Origin of the sequence: Mycobacterium spongiae (assembly GCF_018278905.1) — a bacterium.
Taxonomy (GTDB): domain Bacteria; phylum Actinomycetota; class Actinomycetes; order Mycobacteriales; family Mycobacteriaceae; genus Mycobacterium; species Mycobacterium spongiae.
Genome location: NZ_CP046600.1, coordinates 2227845 through 2244954 on the forward strand (window position 1 = coordinate 2227845; position 17110 = coordinate 2244954).

10 protein-coding genes and 3 pseudogenes are annotated in these 17110 nt (G+C 64.3%); 10 read left to right on the forward strand and 3 right to left on the reverse strand.

The window, feature by feature from the left end; translation table 11 throughout:
- The first annotated feature begins 110 nt into the window (after positions 1–110).
- From F6B93_RS09215 to F6B93_RS09225, 3 genes are all read left to right on the forward strand, one after another.
- Positions 111–1880, forward strand: a complete 1770-nt coding sequence (locus F6B93_RS09215; RefSeq protein ID WP_211698822.1) for a DUF3556 domain-containing protein — start codon at positions 111–113, stop codon at positions 1878–1880.
- Positions 1877–3304, forward strand: a complete 1428-nt coding sequence (locus F6B93_RS09220; RefSeq protein WP_211698823.1) for a phytoene desaturase family protein — start codon at positions 1877–1879, stop codon at positions 3302–3304. The genes F6B93_RS09215 and F6B93_RS09220 overlap by 4 nt, the downstream gene beginning before the upstream one ends.
- A gap of 154 nt (positions 3305–3458) precedes the next feature.
- Positions 3459–4274 (forward strand): L,D-transpeptidase, encoded by an 816-nt coding sequence (locus F6B93_RS09225; protein WP_211698824.1) that lies wholly within the window; start codon positions 3459–3461, stop codon positions 4272–4274.
- Positions 4275–4688: 414 nt separating this feature from the next.
- On the opposite strand, the gene F6B93_RS09230 is transcribed toward F6B93_RS09225, so the two are convergent.
- The 3 genes from F6B93_RS09230 to F6B93_RS09240 form a co-directional block, all read right to left on the reverse strand.
- A complete protein-coding gene (locus F6B93_RS09230; RefSeq protein ID WP_211698825.1) occupies positions 4689–5552 on the reverse strand; it encodes a beta-xylosidase in 864 nt (287 codons plus the stop codon).
- A 384-nt stretch (positions 5553–5936) separates the two neighbouring features.
- Entirely contained in the window at positions 5937–6536 is a 600-nt protein-coding gene (locus tag F6B93_RS09235; RefSeq protein WP_281426144.1) for a TetR/AcrR family transcriptional regulator, read from the reverse strand.
- 26 nt (positions 6537–6562) lie between these two features.
- Positions 6563–7441 carry an SDR family NAD(P)-dependent oxidoreductase gene (locus F6B93_RS09240; protein WP_211698827.1) on the reverse strand — a complete coding sequence of 293 codons (879 nt, stop codon included), beginning with the start codon at positions 7439–7441 and terminating at the stop codon, positions 6563–6565.
- A gap of 103 nt (positions 7442–7544) precedes the next feature.
- Here F6B93_RS09240 and F6B93_RS09245 point away from each other — a divergent pair, with 103 nt between their 5' ends.
- The 7 genes and pseudogenes from F6B93_RS09245 (at position 7545) to F6B93_RS23720 (ending at position 16856) form a co-directional block, all read left to right on the forward strand.
- Positions 7545–9119 carry a DHA2 family efflux MFS transporter permease subunit gene (locus F6B93_RS09245; protein ID WP_211698828.1) on the forward strand — a complete coding sequence of 525 codons (1575 nt, stop codon included), beginning with the start codon at positions 7545–7547 and terminating at the stop codon, positions 9117–9119.
- Positions 9116–9373 (forward strand): hypothetical protein, encoded by a 258-nt coding sequence (locus F6B93_RS09250; RefSeq protein ID WP_211698829.1) that lies wholly within the window; start codon positions 9116–9118, stop codon positions 9371–9373. The genes F6B93_RS09245 and F6B93_RS09250 overlap by 4 nt, the downstream gene beginning before the upstream one ends.
- 371 nt (positions 9374–9744) lie before the next feature.
- Positions 9745–10272 (forward strand): annotated as a pseudogene (locus tag F6B93_RS23705) (PPE family protein); the annotation flags it as partial.
- Positions 10258–13116, forward strand: a complete 2859-nt coding sequence (locus F6B93_RS09255; RefSeq protein WP_425518534.1) for a beta strand repeat-containing protein — start codon at positions 10258–10260, stop codon at positions 13114–13116. The pseudogene F6B93_RS23705 and the gene F6B93_RS09255, both read left to right, overlap by 15 nt.
- A 332-nt stretch (positions 13117–13448) precedes the next feature.
- Positions 13449–13988 (forward strand): annotated as a pseudogene (locus tag F6B93_RS23710) (PPE family protein); the annotation flags it as partial.
- A pseudogene (locus F6B93_RS23715) lies at positions 13962–15179 on the forward strand (beta strand repeat-containing protein); the annotation flags it as partial. The pseudogenes F6B93_RS23710 and F6B93_RS23715, both read left to right, overlap by 27 nt.
- 357 nt (positions 15180–15536) lie before the next feature.
- Positions 15537–16856, forward strand: a complete 1320-nt coding sequence (locus tag F6B93_RS23720; RefSeq protein ID WP_425518535.1) for a beta strand repeat-containing protein — start codon at positions 15537–15539, stop codon at positions 16854–16856.
- The last annotated feature ends 254 nt before the right edge of the window (positions 16857–17110 follow it).

Here is a 17110-nt window from a genome sequence, read left to right on the forward strand (position 1 = left end):
GTTCTGGCTGCGCCGTTGCCGTGTCCGCCACCATCTCCCCCTTGCTCGACCCGCCAATTACCCTATCCGCCAATTGATTTCATGCCGTCGTCAACGGGAATGAGGCCGCCGTGGGATTCATGACACCGGTACTCCCGGACGTCGATCGGGACGCGTGGCTGACCCAGCCGCGCGCGGCGCGACTGAAAATCGTGACTCGGCACTGGGTGGAACACGGCTTTGGAACTCCGTACGCGGTGTATCTGCTCTACCTGCTCAAGATCGCGGTGTACATCGCCGCGCCCGCGGCGATCATCTCGCTGACCCCTGGGCTGGGCGGGCTGGGCCGCATCGCCGACTGGTGGACGCAACCGATTGTCTACCAGAAGGTCATCATCTTCACGCTGCTGTTCGAGGTACTGGGCCTCGGTTGTGGATCCGGGCCCCTCACGGGGCGGTTCTGGCCGCCCATCGGGGGGTTCCTCTATTGGTTGCGCCCCAACACCATCCGACTTCCGGCCTGGCCGGACAAGGTTCCGCTGACCCGCGGCGATACCCGCACCATCGCCGACGTCGTCTTGTATGCCGTCGTGTTGGGCGGCGGGGTGTGGGCGCTGTTGGCACCCGGGCAGGGCGGGCCGGTCACCGCCGCCGGCGATGTCGGTGTGATCGACCCTGTACTGGTAGTGCCGCCGATCGTCGCGCTGGGGCTCTTGGGGTTGCGCGACAAGACCATATTCTTGGCTGCGCGTGGCGAACACTACTGGTTGAAACTCTTCGTGTTCTTCTTCCCCTTTGTCGATCAGGTCGCGGCGTTCAAGATCATCATGCTCGCCTTGTGGTGGGGGGCGGCGACCTCCAAACTCAACCACCATTTCCCGTACGTGGTGTCGGTGATGACCAGCAACAATGCGCTGCTGCGGGGCAGATTGTTCAACCGCGTCAAGCACATGCTCTACCTGGATCCGGTCAACGACCTGCGACCTTCGTGGTTGCCGAAACTCATGGCACATGTTGGTGGGACTACCGCCGAGTTCCTGGTGCCGGCAATTCTAGTTCTCGTCGCCGGTGACCAACCGTGGCGGTGGTTCCTCATCGGGTTCATGGTGATCTTCCACCTCAACATCCTGTCGAACCTGCCGATGGGCGTTCCGTTGGAGTGGAACGTTTTCTTCATTTTTTCGCTGTTCTACTTGTTCGGGCACTACGGCTCGATCCGTGCCACCGATCTCCGGTCACCGCTGCTGCTGGCTATCGTGATGGTCGCGGTTGCCGTTGTGATTGCGGGAAACCTTTTCCCGGACAAGATTTCGTTCTTGCCCGCCATGCGCTACTACGCTGGCAACTGGGCCACCAGTGTGTGGTGCTTTCGCGCGGATGCCCGCGGTGGTGCGGAGGCCAAGATCGAAGCCAACGTTGTGAAAAGCTCGGCGCTCGTTGTCAATCAACTTGCCAAGTTCTACGACGCGCAGACGGCAGAAATCATGGCCGACAAGACGGCCGCGTTTCGGGCTATGCACACTCACGGCAGGGCGCTCAACGGACTCTTGCCGCGCGCGTTGGGAAGTGAGGCCGACGAGGCCGACTATCGCGTTCGTGAGGGCGAGATCGTGGCCGGACCCCTCATCGGATGGAACTTCGGCGAGGGGCACTTGCACAACGAGCAGTTGGTGGCGGCGGTGCAGCGGCGCTGCAACTTTGAGGAGGGTGACGTCCGAGTCATCATCCTCGAAGGCCAACCGATCCACACGCAACGGCAGTGGTATCGCATCGTCGACGCCAAGACCGGATTGGTGGAGGCGGGCTACGTGACCGTCGAGGATATGTTGTCTCGTCAGCCATGGCCGGAGCTCGGTGATGAATTCCCCGTCCACGTCACGACTCAACGCACCACCCGATGACGACCGGGGTGGTCGTCGGTGCCGGACCCAATGGCCTGGCAGCTGCGATCAAGCTGGCCCGCCACGGTGTCGACGTTCGTGTGCTCGAGGCTAGCGACACCATCGGTGGCGGAGCGCGTTCCAGTGAACTGACGGTGCCCGGGGTCATCCACGACCATTGCTCGGCGTTTCATCCGTTGGGTGTCGGCTCGCCATTCTGGAAGGAGCTCGCCCTCCACCGATATGGGCTGACGTGGCAGTGGCCCGAAATCGACTGCGCGCACCCCCTCGACGATGGCACCGCTGGGTTGCTCTATCAATCGATCGAGGCCACTGCGGTCGGACTGGGACTCGATGCCGGCCGGTGGCGTGGCGCGGTCGGTGACCTTGCGGCTGAATTCGATGACTTGGCCCAGGATTTGCTGCGCCCGGTTCTTAACATCCCGCGTCACCCAATCCGCCTCGCTCGTTTCGGTCCACGCGCGGTGTTGCCGGCCACCGCAATGGCGCGGTGGTTCCGGACCGAGGAGGCGCGGGCGCTGTTCGGTGGCGCCGCCGCACACATCTACACGCGGCTCGACCGCCCCCTGACGGCATCGCTCGGGTTGATGATCCTGGCCAGTGGCCACCGCTACGGTTGGCCCGTGGCCCAGGGCGGATCCGGGGCGATTACGCAGGCCCTGGCGGCGGCTCTGCGCGCCCACGGCGGCCGTATCACGACCGGTGTGACAGTCACGCGTCGCGAGGACATTCCCGACGCCGACATCGTCATGCTCGACCTCAGTCCAGCAGGGGTCCTGGGGATCTACGGCGACGTCATTCCGGGCCGGATCAAGCGGTCTTACCGTCGTTACCGGCAAGGATCGTCGGCGTTCAAGGTCGACTTCGCCATCGAGGGCGATATTCCCTGGACGAACCCCGACTGCGGTCGCGCGGGCACCGTTCACCTCGGCGGGACGTTCGCCGAGATCGCCGACACCGAACGCCAACGCGCGCAGGGGACGATGGTGCAACGCCCTTTCGTGCTCGTCGGTCAGCAGTACGTGGCCGACCCAACGCGATCGGCGAGCAACGTCAACCCGATCTGGGCCTATGCACACGTGCCATTCGGCTACACCGGTGACGCGACCGACGCAGTCGTCAACCAGATCGAGCGGTTCGCGCCTGGGTTCCGGGACCGCATCACCGCAACGGTCAGCACGTCCACCACCGAACTGCATGACTACAACCGAAACTTTGTTGGCGGAGACATCATTGGCGGCGCGAACGACCGCCTCCAGGTCATCTTCCGCCCGCGGGTGGCCGTCGATCCCTATGCGATTGGGGTGCCGGGCGTCTACTTGTGTTCGCAATCCGCGCCACCCGGCGCCGGGGTCCACGGATTGTGCGGGTATTACGCCGCCCAATCAGCGCTGCGCTGGCTGCGCACGCGACGCGCGCATTGACCCGTCGTCGGTCTCGGGTGCGTGGGTTAATTCGCTGTAGCCAAAATGTGACAGAGGCTTGATCGAATTACCAACGCGCGCCTGCACTTCCACCGCTGCGAGCACCCTTACCATCACTATCGCAGTGCTATCAATCAATAGAGGAATCGAAGTCATGCGTGCGATTGTTCGGTGTGTTATCGCCATCCTTGGTATCGCCGCGAGCGTGGTTGCGGAGCCAGCCGTAGTAGACCTGGCGGCAGTGAACCACGCCTATAGATTCGCCATCGCCTCGGTAGCGCCGACGGGGGGCGAGGTGGTGGGCGTGGCCCACCCCGTGATGGTGACGTTCGCTGCGCCCATCACCAACTCCGCCGACCGTGAGGCCGCTGAGCGTGCCATTGACATCACATCGGCACCCGCGATGACCGGCAAGTTCGAATGGCTCGACAACGATGTCGCGCAATGGGTCCCCGACCGATTCTGGCCGGCACACAGCGATGTAGCGCTCTCGGTGGGCGGAGTGTCCACGAACTTCGCAACAGGTCCCGCCGTCGTGGGTGTTGCCAGCATTTCGGAGCACACGTTCACCGTGAGCATTGACGGGGTCGAGGCCGGCCCCACGCCCCCATTACCGGCGCCGCACCACCGACCGCACTTCGGCGAAGAGGGGGTGATGCCGGCCTCCATGGGCAGGCCAGAGTTCCCGACGCCTGTCGGCACCTACACAGTGCTGTCCAAGGAACGCTCCGTGCTCATGGATTCGAGCAGTGTCGGCATCCCCGTCGACGATCCCGATGGCTACCTGCTTCCGGTGGATTATGCCCTCCGGATCACCCGCCGGGGCCTCTTCGTGCATTCGGCGCCATGGGCCATTCCATCACTGGGACTGCAGAATGTCAGCCACGGCTGCATCAGCCTAAGCCCCGAGGACGCGGAGTGGTACTACAACGCGGTCAATGTGGGCGACCCGGTGATTGTGCTGGAATAGCGGCAGCGACGATTTCTCGCGTCCCGACGCGGTTTCGTGCTCAGACGATGCGCTGATGATCTGGGGGGTGCGCGCGCGTGTCGAGATGTTCGTGCCGCGGCCGCCGTTTCACTGTTGTGTTCGCCGTTGTTGACGTTGTTGACGCATCGACGATTGCGCGTACCCCATGCCGCCGAGCGGCGTGAGGTGCCGGTATTTCCGCTGGGCGCACCTTCGAGACAGGGTCAATCACCGACGTAGTTCGTCGCTCGGACGCTTTATCGCTTAGCCCGGTGCGGCGTCGGCGCTGTGAGCGGGCTTCCCTTCCCGCGCGCAGCACCTACCCGACAGGGACGGAACCGGCAGGCGACGCCCCGAAGTTTCGCTCAACCTCACAGAACAGGCGCCGGAAGAGGGGCTGGTCGGGGGTCGGCCTCAGTGGCCAGCTGCAGGCGCATCCGACGGACCGGGCGGAACCGGCTGGCCGGGCACGGGCCCGCCAGCTGGCGCCGGATCAGTCGGCGCATCCTTGGCCCCAGACATGCCGATCATCGGAGCACTGGCCACGCCTCCGGCGGGAGCACCCGCCGGGACCGGCGCAAGGGCAATCAGCGGAGTGCCCAGGGGCACGACTGGTGCCGGTGCCGCCGCCACCACGGGGACAGGTGCGCCTGCCGGGACGGGGACGGGTGCGCCCGCGGGGATGGGCACGGGTGCGCCCGCGGGGATGGGCACCGGTGCGCCGGCGGGGATGGGCACCGGTGCGCCGGCGGGGATGGGCACCGGTGCGCCGGCGGGGATCGGCAGGGGTGCGCCGGCGGGGATCGGCAGGGGTGCGCCGGCGGGGATGGGCACCGGTGCGCCAGCGGGAATGGGCACGGGTGCGCCAGCGGGGACGGGGACCGGTGCGCCCGCGGGGACGGGGACCGGTGCGCCCGCGGGGACGGGGACCGGTGCGCCCGCCGGCACCGGTACCGGTGCGCCAACTGGCACCGGAGCGCCCCCTGGCAGCGGTCCAGGCACAACAAACGGAACGCCAGCCATGTCAGTGATTGCGGCACTGCACACGTCCGCGCCGGCCGGCCCGCCACCGGCCACAGGCCCGCCGGTGGCTGCTGGGTCGCCAATGGCTGCTGGCCCGCCGGCGGCTGCCGGCGCCTCGCCTGACATCCCTTCGATGCACGCGTAGCCACCCGTAATCAGCGGGTCCGCGGCCGCATCCGGGCTCAACGCTATAGCGGCTCCGCACAACCCAGCGCTGGCAACTACCTTGATGTTGAACCGATCGACGATCGCCATCAGCGTCAACTCTCCTCTATTCGCGCTCAGACATTTCCGCAATCCGTTGGTCCAGCAGAACCGCATAGCCGTACCGAGATCTTTTTCAACGACCGGCCCGATTGTCGGTAGCCGACGTGCAACATGAGCGGCGCCGCACCGCGCTGTGTCCAAATGGTGACGTCACGACGACGTCACAAGTCAGCGCACCCTCCCCGGACCCTCACCGACCTGCGCCGATGGCATCTCGCGGGTGTTTCGTACTCGTCGAAGAACACGCCGGGGCGCCCGCACACGAACTCGCCGGACTCGGCCTTCGGCACCAACCGAAGGCCGGCGATCTTGTCTTCCGGCCGGGGGGACCAATTGGCGGTCGGCGGGAGAGCCCACTGCTGCCCGTTCTCGTCAACCGCGGACGGCGATCCCAACCTTGCGCATGACGTGGGCGGTCGCTTGATCGAGCAGCTCGGATCGTAAGTCCAGCTTGTTAATCGCATCACCATTGATCGCTCCGGCCAAGCCGTGCATGGACGACCAGATGAACAGCGCGTCAAGATCGATCTGATCTGGTTGCGACGGCTCCGGGCCGTGAATGCGACGCATGACTTGGCGCAGGATGTCGAAGGCATGGACAGCATCGCGCACCAGGTCGGGGTCTTCCGCGGTTTCTGGCCACGGCGTGGAGAACATCAGTCGGTATTCCAACGGGTGCTGCCGGGCGTAGCTGAGGTATTGCCGCCCCAGTGAGGCCAAGTCATCTTCGGGAGAGTCGAAATGTTCTCTGTCGTCCAGGTGGGCGGCGAACCCTTGGAAACACCGCCGCATCACCTCGGCGAGTAAGTGATCACGGCTGGGATAGTGCTTGTATGGCGCTTGATGGGAGACGCCGAGTTTGCGCGCCACCTCGCGCAGGCTGAGGTTTTCCAGGCCCCGCTCGGCGATCACTTGCTGAGCTGCGGCGATGTAGGCCGCCCTTGCTGGGGGTTCCGACTGGCCGACGGTCACGACCAAGGGTAGCGAGCCACCCGGCTTCAACGGCCAGCGGCCGTCGGCCCCACCGGCTGGTGGGCGGTCAGGGTCTTCATTACGCGTGACAAGGCCAACACCCGTGCCGGACGCGGCAGTAGCGCAAGAGGCACACCGAGCAGTTTTGACAGCGCACCCGGCCGCACGGTCGTCCGGCGTCCCAACGCACGCAAGGTTGCGCGAGCAACCGCCTCAGGTGTCGTGGTGGCCGACAGTTGCATGTCAGCGCGGCCACCGAACCCGCTACGCACCGGCCCGGGCGCCGAGCTGATCACGTCAACGCCGAGCGGTGCTAGCTCTCGGTGTAGGCCCTCGGCGAGGCTCTGGACATAGGCCTTGGTCGCAGCGTAATTCGCCGCCCGGGGTACTCCCGCGAAGCCCAACAACGAACTCAGCAAGACCAGACCGCCGCTGCCGCGCGCGGCCATGCGGCGCCCGTAGTGCCACGCCACCGCCAGCACGGCGGTGCAATTCACTGCGAGCATCTCGATCTCGTCGGATAGCGGCGCATCGATCAGTGGCCCGGACCGACCGAACCCCGCGGCAGCCACCACGATTCCCACATCGAGATCGGCGGTGGCCTGCACCAGCCCTTCGACCGCACTCGCGTCTGCGAGGTCCGTAGGGATGACTCGGCAGGCGATACCGTGCTTGTCGGCGAGCTCCTGGGCCAACTTCTCGAGCACCGGACCGCGTCGAGCTACCAGAACGAGGTTCAGGCCCCGGGCCGCCAACTGGATCGCGAACTCACGTCCGATTCCGTCCGAGGCCCCGGTCACCACCGCCCATGGGCCATATCGGCGCCCGAACGAGGACGCCGCGATCGGGGCGCCGTTACCGTCTCGCTCAGCCGCTTGCGTTCCCGCGGAGACATGTCGTCGCATACCTGCTCCTGGTTACTTCGAGGTTAACCGGTTGACAGCGTCAACCAATCGTAGGAATGATGTGTTGACACTGTCAACCTGTCGCCCTCGAAGGATGCGCACCATGCACAATATCTTGCGCCACCAGGTGCTTCACAACCGTTCCGTTGCGCTTGCGGTGGTCTGTCTCAGCGTGTTCGTCATCAGCGTCGACGCCACGATCGTTAACGTCGCTTTGCCCACCCTGTCGCGGGACCTCGACGCCGACAACGCGCAGCTGCAATGGATCGTGGACGCCTACACGCTGGTTCTATCAGGGCTGCTGCTCTCGGCGGGCAGCCTGGCCGACCGATACGGACGGCGCGGCTGGCTCATCGCCGGCGTCGTCGTGTTCGCCGTTGCGTCTGTCGTGGCGGCCCGTGCCTCATCGGCCGATGCTTTGATCGCGGCGCGTGCGGGCATGGGGGTCGGTGCCGCTGTCATATTCCCCACCACGCTGAGTTTGATCAGCAACATCTTCACCGAGCCGGTCGCGCGGGCCAAGGCGATTGGCGGATGGGCGGCGATGACCGGAATCGGGGTGGCCGTCGGACCAATCAGCGGCGGCTGGCTGTTGGCGAACTTTGCCTGGGGCTCCATCTTCCTAGTCAACGTGCCCATCGCCGCGGTCGCCATCGTCGGTGCATGGCTGTTTGTGCCGACGTCGCGTGACCCCGCCGCACCGCCCATCGACGTCGGCGGCCTCATCCTTTCCATCGCGGGCATAACAGCACTCGTCTACACCGTCATCGAGGCCCCGGGCTGGGGCTGGACCAACATCCGGACGCTAGGAGGGCTCACAGCGGCCGCGATGGTGCTGGCCGGGTTCGCGCTGTGGGAGCGGCAGCGGCGTTATCCGATGCTCGATCTATCGGTGTTTGCCAACCGGCGCTTCTCCGGCGGCACTCTGGCGGTCACCGCAAGCTTTGTGACGTTGTTCGGGTTCATCTTCGTGATTACCCAGTACTTCCAGTTCATCAAGGACTACAGCGCCTTGACCACCGGAGTGCGGTTGCTGCCGGTCGCCGTATCGATCGCCATGGCTAGCATGCTCGGTCCCCGCATCGTGGAAATGATCGGCAGTACCACCGTCATCGTCGCCGGGCTGGCCATCTTCGCCATGGGTCTGGGATGGGCTTCAACCGTCGACGCTGCCACGCCTTACCCCCAAATCGCGGCGCAGATGCTGCTGTTGGGTGCCGGTCTCGGCTTGACGTTCGCTCCGGCAACGGAGGCGGTGATGGGATCGCTACATACTGATACCGCTGGCGTTGGCGCGGCGATCAACTCCACCAGCCGAGAGCTGGGCGGAACATTGGGGGTCGCGATCATCGGCAGCGTGTTCGCATCGGTATATACCGGTAGGCTCACCGCGGATCCGCTGCTGGCCGGGCTGCCGGCCCAAGCCCGCGACACCATGGGTCAGTCGGTGGCGGGGGCCTACAAGGTGATCGCGCAACTGCCGCCGGACCAGGTCACGGCGATCAGCGATGTCGTGCAGCACGCGTTCCTGGATGGGTTGCGTATCGGCACGTTGATCTGTGCCGGCATCGCCATGGCTGCGGCCGCGGTCATCGCCGTCCTGTTGCCACCGCGCGCACCCGCGCCCCCATCGGCCGAAGGTGATCGGGCCAGCCTGATCGGGGCCGCGCGATCATGACGACATCGATGGCTGCGGTGTCCACCCCCTATCCGCGTGTCAGCATCACCGCCGCCACTGCTCACCAGCCCGTGGCCATCGTGATGACCCAAGCGCGAATCGATCGAGCGCGCCGCGCCGAGTTCGTCCGGCAAACTAGCTGCGTCATGGACGCGATGGTGGGACAGCCGGGTCTGCTCGGCTACTCGGCCAGGCGCCAAGTATTCAGCATGCACGCGTGGCGGGCCAGCCTCGCCCGTGCACACATTCTGTAGAGCTGGGCTCAGGCGCTGGCGATGTTCGCCGAGTCCGACGATTCCGACGATAGCGTCACGACGCCGAACCAGCTGCTGAGAATCGGTATGGATTCCTTGCCCGATGGGATTTCGCGGAAAGTCTGATGTTGGGCTGGCGGTTGGCATAAAGTTGTTTGCTGCCAGACTGTTTGACTTGTCGGATGCTCGATGAAGTGTCGGTGTCGGGAGGCGCAGCATGGTGGATCGGGTCATACCGGTGGTGAGGGCGGCGGCCGGTGCGATGGCGCTGGTGGATGCGCGGCCGCCACGTGCGTGGTAGGTAATCAGCCGGGGCGGCCACGGCGGTGGCGGCTAGGCCGGAGAATGCAGCCGGAGAAGGGATCGACGCGATGAGCTTTATGGTGTTGCCGCCAGAGGTGAATTCGGCGCGGATGTTTGCCGGTGCGGGGTCGGCTCCGACGCTGGCCGCGTCGGTGGCCTGGGATGGGTTGGCTGCTGAGCTGGGGTCGGCGGCGGCGTCGTTTTCGTCGTTGACTGCGGGGTTGGCGGGGGAGTCGTGGCAGGGTCCGGCGGCGGTGGCGATGGCGGCGGCGGCGGCGCCGTATGTGAGTTGGCTTTCGGCGGCGGCGGCGCAGGCGGGGGGCGCGGCTGTCCAGGCCAAAGCGGCCGCGGCGGTGTATGAGGCCGCGCGGGCGGCTACCGCGCATCCGGTGATGGTGGCGGCTAACCGTAATCAGTTGGTGTCGCTGGTGTTGTCGAACTTGTTTGGGCAAAACGCTCCGGCGATCGCGGCGACCGAGGTGGCCTATGAGGAGTTGTGGGCGCAGGACGTGGCGGCGATGGTGGGTTATCACGTTGGGGCGTCGGCGGTGGTCGATCAGTTGGCTCCGTGGCAGCAGGTGATGCGTTCGTTGCCGGGTTCGGTGGCTGGTCTGGTGGCGGGCCCTGTGGCCGGTGGGGCGGTGGGGGTGAGTCCGGCCGCGACGCGGGTGGTTGCGGCGGCGGGGCGGGTGGCTGATGTGGCCGCGGGTAGCCCGGTTGCGGCGCGGGTGGCTGCGGCGGGTGCGCGGGTGTCCGGGGTGGTGGCGGCTCCGCTGGCGGCGGCTCGTGCGGCGGCGGCGAGTGTGACGGCGCAGGTGGTGACGCCGGTGGCGGCGGGGCCGGCGGCTGCTGGGGTTGGTCCGGCTGCGTTGGCGATTCCGGCGTTGGGTATCGGGAATATCGGTGTGGGGAATTTGTTGAGCATCGGCAATATTGGCAACAACAACCTGGGCAGTGGAAACACCGGTGACTTCAACATCGGGTCGGGGAATACTGGCAATGCGAACCTGGGTAGCGGAAATCAGGGTCAGGCCAACCTGGGTAGCGGGAATTTCGGCTTCTTCAACCTGGGCAGCGGAAACCTCGGCAACACCAACCTCGGCGACGGCAACTTCGGCTCACTGAACCTGGGCAGCGGAAACAACGGATCTGGCAACTTCGGCTTCGGGAACTCCGGTAGCGGGAACTTCGGCAGCGGAAACATCGGCGACACCAACGTGGGCAGCGGAAATATCGGCAACTTGAACTTGGGTAGCGGAAACAACGGTGCCTCGAACGTGGGCTTTGGGAACCTCGGCAACAACAACCTGGGCTTTGGGAACACCGGCAACAACAACATCGGCTTCGGGATCACGGGCAACAACCAGATCGGTATTGGTGGGCTGAACTCCGGCGTCGGGAACTTCGGCTTCGGCAACTCCGGTAACAACAACATCGGTTTCTTCAACTCGGGCAGCAACAATATTGGTTTCTTCAACTCCGGGGACAATAACTTCGGCTTCGGAAACTCCGCTAACACCAACACGGGCTTCTGGAACTCGGGCGATATCAACACGGGCTTCGGCAACGCGGGCAACGACAACACCGGCTTCGGGAACTCGGGCTTCCAAAACACCGGTTTCGGGAACTCGGGCAACCAAAACACGGGCTTCGGCAACGCGGGCTTGCAAAACACCGGCGTCGGAAACTCGGGCTCCACGAACACCGGCTTCGGAAACTCGGGCGAGATCAATACGGGCTGGGGCAACTCGGGTGACACCAACACGGGCGGCTTCAACGCGGGTGACCTGAATACCGGCATCGGCAGCGCGACCAACCAAGTTGGTCCGAACTCGGGCTTTGGCAACACCGGCACCGGCAACTCGGGCTTCAATAACTCGGGCGTGGGTAGTTCGGGCTTGCTGAACCCGAGCGACGATAGCTCCGGATTCCAGAACACCGGCAACTTCAACTCCGGCTTCCAGAACACGGGTGGGATCCTGAACTCGGGTTTCTTCAACTCGGGCCTGTTCAGCTCGGGAGTGGCCAATGCGGGCATCACCAGCTCGGGTATTGCGAACTCGGGTGACGGTAGCTCGGGGGGGTTCAACACCGCCAATAACCAGTCGGGTTTCTTCGGCATCTCCGCGCTGGCGTTTGCGGCTGTGGCCGGCCTGCCGGCCGTGCCCGCGATTCCCCTACCGGGCCTCCCGCCCATCAACACCGGCTTCGGGAACATCGGCGCGTGGAACCTGGGCATCGGCAACATCGGCGACCTCAACCTGGGCAGCGGCAACACCGGCTCGTGGAACTTCGGCGACGGGAATCTGGGGAACGCCAACCTGGGCAGCGGCAACGACGGCAACGCGAACCTGGGCATCGGAAACGACGGATTGTTCAACTTCGGTGGCGGAAACGCCGGCAACACGAACTTCGGCTTCGGAAATGACGGCGATCTCAACTTCGGCTTCGGGAACCGCAACGACGGAAACTTCGGTCTCGGAAACCAGGGCACCGGAAACTTCGGCAGCGGGAACAGTGGCAGCACCAACTTCGGCAGCGGAAATCTCGGCAATTTCAACGTGGGTAGCGGCAACAACGGGTTGTCGAACGTGGGCTTTGGGAACCTCGGTGACAACAATCTGGGCTTTGGGAACAACGGCAACAACAACATCGGCTTTGGGCTCACCGGCAACAACCAGATCGGTATTGGCGCGCTGAACTCGGGTGTCGGAAACATCGGTTTTGGCAACTCCGGCAACAACAACATCGGATTCTTCAACTCCGGTAGCAACAACATCGGCTTCTTCAACTCCGGCGATGGGAACTTCGGCTTCGAAAACGCCGGTAACACCAACACCGGCTTCTGGAACGAGGGCGACAGAAACACTGGCTTCGGAAGCGCGGGCAACGCCAACACCGGATTCGGAAACGGGGCCGACCAAAACACCGGATTTGGAAACTCGGGCTTCCAAAACACCGGTTTCGGAAATTCCGGCAACCAGAACACGGGATTTGGAAACTCGGGCTTCCAAAACACTGGCTTCGGAAACTCGGGGGCCGACAACACGGGGTGGGGTAACTCGGGCGACACCAACACCGGCGGCTTCAACTCGGGCAACCTGAACACCGGCTTCGGCAGCGCGGTTAACCAGGCGGTCGCGAACTCGGGCTTCGGCAACACCGGCGCCGGTCACTCGGGCTTCAACAACTCGGGCAACAATGGCTCCGGCTTCCTGAACTCGGGCAACGGTAGCTCCGGCTTCCAGAACATGGGCAACAACAGCTCCGGCCTACAGAACATGGGCGGGCCCTTCGTATCGGGCTTCTTCAACGTGGGCAACTTCACTTCGGGCTTGGCCAATACGGGCGACCAGACTTCAGGTGTGGCGAACTCGGGCATCAACAGCTCGGGGGGGTTCAACACCGGCAATAACCAGTCGGGTTTCTTCAACTTGTGACCGGCCGAGAGGCTACGCGCATTCGGGTTTCAACTCTGAGCGCAGGCAGTCGGTGCTCCTCGGGTGTTCTGCCGGCGACGACGGCGCGGCATGGTAGTGCGGTCGATGGTCGCTTCGCGGGGTCGCCGAACGATCTTGCGCAAACCTCCGATGTTGCGCCGGCGATGGCGTAATGTTGTTTGCTGCCAGACTGTTTGAATTGTCGGATGCTCGATGGAGTGCGATGGCGCTGGTGGATGGGCGGCCGCCACGTGCGTGGTAGGTAATCAGCCGGGGCGGCCACGGCGGTGGCGGCTAGGCCGGAGAATGCAGCCGGAGAAGGGATCGACGCGATGAGCTTTATGGTGTTGCCGCCAGAGGTGAATTCGGCGCGGATGTTTGCCGGTGCGGGGTCGGCTCCGACGCTGGCCGCGTCGGTGGCCTGGGATGGGTTGGCTGCTGAGCTGGGGTCGGCGGCGGCGTCGTTTTCGTCGTTGACTGCGGGGTTGGCGGGGGAGTCGTGGCAGGGTCCGGCGGCGGTGGCGATGGCGGCGGCGGCGGCGCCGTATGTGAGTTGGCTTTCGGCGGCGGCGGCGCAGGCGGGGGGCGCGGCTGTCCAGGCCAAAGCGGCCGCGGCGGTGTATGAGGCCGCGCGGGCGGCTACCGCGCATCCGGTGATGGTGGCGGCTAACCGTAATCAGTTGGTGTCGCTGGTGTTGTCGAACTTGTTTGGGCAAAACGCTCCGGCGATCGCGGCGACCGAGGTGGCCTATGAGGAGTTGTGGGCGCAGGACGTGGCGGCGATGGTGGGTTATCACGTTGGGGCGTCGGCGGTGGTCGATCAGTTGGCTCCGTGGCAGCAGGTGATGCGTTCGTTGCCGGGTTCGGTGGCTGGTCTGGTGGCGGGCCCTGTGGCCGGTGGGGCGGTGGGGGTGAGTCCGGCCGCGACGCGGGTGGTTGCGGCGGCGGGGCGGGTGGCTGATGTGGTCGCGGGTAGCCCGGTTGCGGCGCGGGTGGCTGCGGCGGGTGCGCGGGTGTCCGGGGTGGTGGCGGCTCCGCTGGCGGCGGCTCGTGCGGCGGCGGCGAGTGTGACGGCGCAGGTGGTGACGCCGGTGGCGGCGGGGCCGGCGGCTGCTGGGGTTGGTCCGGCTGCGTTGGCGATTCCGGCGTTGGGTATCGGGAATATCGGTGTGGGGAATTTGTTGAGCATCGGCAATATTGGCAACAACAACCTGGGCAGTGGAAACACCGGTGACTTCAACATCGGGTCGGGGAATACTGGTAATGCGAACCTGGGTAGCGGAAATATGGGTCAGGCCAACCTGGGTAGCGGGAATTTCGGCTTCTTCAACCTGGGCAGCGGCAACCAAGGGAGCACCAACGTCGGCGGCGGGAACTTAGGCAATCTCAACCTGGGCGGCGGAAACAACGGATCCGGAAACTTCGGGTTCGGGAACAGGTTCGATGGGAACGTCGGCAGCGGGAACTTCGGCACCAGCAACCTCGGCGACGGAAACCTTGGCAACTTCAACTTGGGTAGCGGAAACAACGGTGCCTCGAACGTGGGCTTTGGGAACTTCGGCAACAACAATCTGGGCTTCGGGAATAGCGGCAACAACAACATCGGCTTTGGGATCACCGGCAACAACCAGATCGGTATTGGTGGGCTGAACTCCGGCGTCGGGAACTTCGGCTTCGGCAACTCCGGTAACAACAACATCGGCTTCTTCAACTCGGGCAGCAACAACATCGGCTTCTTCAACTCCGGGGACAACAACTTCGGCTTCGCCAATACCGGTGCCACCAACACCGGCTTCTGGAACTCGGGCGACATCAACACCGGATTCGGCAACGCGGGTGATGGGAATTTTGGGTTCAGCAACGCGGGACCCGGAAACTTCGGCTTCGGCAATGGCGGCGCATTCAACATGGGCTTCGGGAACGCGGGCGGCGGCAACACGGGCTTCTTCAACTCGGGCGAGCTCAACACGGGGTGGACCAACTCAGGCAATACCAATACCGGGTGGGCTAATTCGGGTGACACCAACACCGGCGGCTTCAACGCGGGCGACCTCAACACCGGTATCGGCAGCCCGGACAACCAGGTCGGTCCGAACTCGGGCTTTGGCAACACCGGCACAGGTAACTCGGGCTTCAACAACACGGGCGATACGAACTCCGGCTTCCAGAACACAAGTTCGGGCCTGTTCATCGCCGGTAGCTCGGGCTTCCTTAACTCGGGTGATGGCCTCAGCGCTGGCATCAGTAACTCGGGCGGTGCTTTGAACGTGGGCGTGGCCAATGCTGGAAACTTCAACACCGGATTGGTTAACGCGGGCGCCAACGCCGGCTTCGGGACCCGCACGTCGGGGTTGGCGAACTTGGGCGACAACAGTTCGGGGGGTTTCAACACCGCTAACGACCAGTCGGGTTTCTTCAACATCTCCGCGCTGGCACTTGCCGCTGTGGCCGGCCTGCCCGCAGCGCCCGCGATTCCCCTACCGGGCCTGCCGCCCTTCAACACCGGCATCGGGAACATCGGGGCGTGGAACCTGGGCATCGGCAACATCGGCGACCTCAACCTGGGCAGCGGCAACACCGGCTCGTGGAACCTGGGCGACGGAAACTTCGGCAACGCCAACCTGGGCAGCGGGAACACGATGGGCAACGCCAACCTGGGATTCGGAAATGAGGGCTTCTTCAACTTCGGTGCCGGAAACCAGGGCAACACCAACCTCGGCTTCGGCAACGAGGGCAATCTCAACCTCGGCCTCGGCAACTCCGGCGACGGCAACTTCGGCTTGGCGAACATCGGCGACGGGAACTTCGGCAGCGGTAACATCGGCAACACCAACTTCGGCAGCGGAAATCTCGGCTTATTGAACGTGGGTAGCGGAAACAACGGGTTGTCGAACGTGGGCTTTGGGAACCTCGGTGACAACAACCTGGGCTTTGGGAACAACGGCAACAACAACATCGGCTTTGGGCTCACCGGCAATAATCAGATCGGCATCGGCGCGCTGAACTCGGGCGTCGGGAACATCGGCTTCGGCAACTCCGGCAACAACAACATCGGATTCTTCAACTCCGGTAGCAACAACATCGGCTTCTTCAACTCCGGGGACAACAACTTCGGCTTCGAAAACGCCGGTAACACCAACACCGGCTTCTGGAACGCGGGTAACGGCAACACCGGCTTCGGTAACTCGGGCCTGCAAAACACGGGATTCGGCAACCAGGGCTTGCAAAACACCGGTTTTGGCAACGCGGGCAGCCAAAACACCGGATTTGGGAACGGAGGCAGCCAGAACACGGGGTTCGGAAACGGCGGCGACCAAAACACGGGATTTGGAAACGCGGGCGAGGACAACACGGGGTGGGGCAACTCGGGCATCACCAACACCGGCGGTTTCAACTCCGGCGGGCTGAATACCGGCTTCGGGAGCTCGGTCACCCAAGTTGGTCCGAACTCGGGCTTCGGCAACACCGGCACCGGTCATTCGGGTTTCAATAACTCGGGCGACTTTGGGTCCGGCTTCGGAAACTTGGGCAACAGTTCCTCGGGTTTCTTTAATTCGGGCAACACCGTTTCCGGCTTCCAGAACACCGGCAACACGGTCTCCGGCTTCCAGAACTCCGGCAACACCACGTCGGGTTTCCTGATCGCCGGCAACACGACGTCAGGTGTGGCGAACTCGGGCGACGACAGCTCGGGGGGTTTCAACACCGCTAACAACCAGTCGGGTTTCTTCGACGTGTGATCGACCGCAGGTACGGTTGGCGGCGGTTTGGCGCCAATCCTGGATAGACAACGTCTCCGGGAACACGGGCGAGCTTCGCCGGGGCTTGACGTGGTCAGGAGATGGTGGCTAGCCGGCCGTATAGATCGCTGTGTCGGCTGACTTTTTGGGGACTTCATTGGCGGAGCCCGATTGACGCAAAGATTCGGCGGAAACTCCGATGTTGCGCTGGCGCGGCGCTTTGAGTTTTCGCTACTAGATTGGTTGAGTTGTCC

Excerpts from the sequence above, each read along its gene's own strand:
- F6B93_RS09220 (WP_211698823.1), top strand. The coding sequence starts at position 1,877 with ATGACGACCGGGGTGGTCGTCGGTGCCGGACCCAATGGCCTGGCAGCT.
- F6B93_RS09225 (WP_211698824.1), top strand. The coding sequence starts at position 3,459 with ATGCGTGCGATTGTTCGGTGTGTTATCGCCATCCTTGGTATCGCCGCG.
- F6B93_RS09230 (WP_211698825.1), bottom strand. The coding sequence starts at position 5,552 with ATGGCGATCGTCGATCGGTTCAACATCAAGGTAGTTGCCAGCGCTGGG.
- F6B93_RS09240 (WP_211698827.1), bottom strand. The coding sequence starts at position 7,441 with ATGCGACGACATGTCTCCGCGGGAACGCAAGCGGCTGAGCGAGACGGT.
- F6B93_RS09245 (WP_211698828.1), top strand. The coding sequence starts at position 7,545 with ATGCACAATATCTTGCGCCACCAGGTGCTTCACAACCGTTCCGTTGCG.
- F6B93_RS09250 (WP_211698829.1), top strand. The coding sequence starts at position 9,116 with ATGACGACATCGATGGCTGCGGTGTCCACCCCCTATCCGCGTGTCAGC.
- F6B93_RS09255 (WP_425518534.1), top strand. The coding sequence starts at position 10,258 with ATGCGTTCGTTGCCGGGTTCGGTGGCTGGTCTGGTGGCGGGCCCTGTG.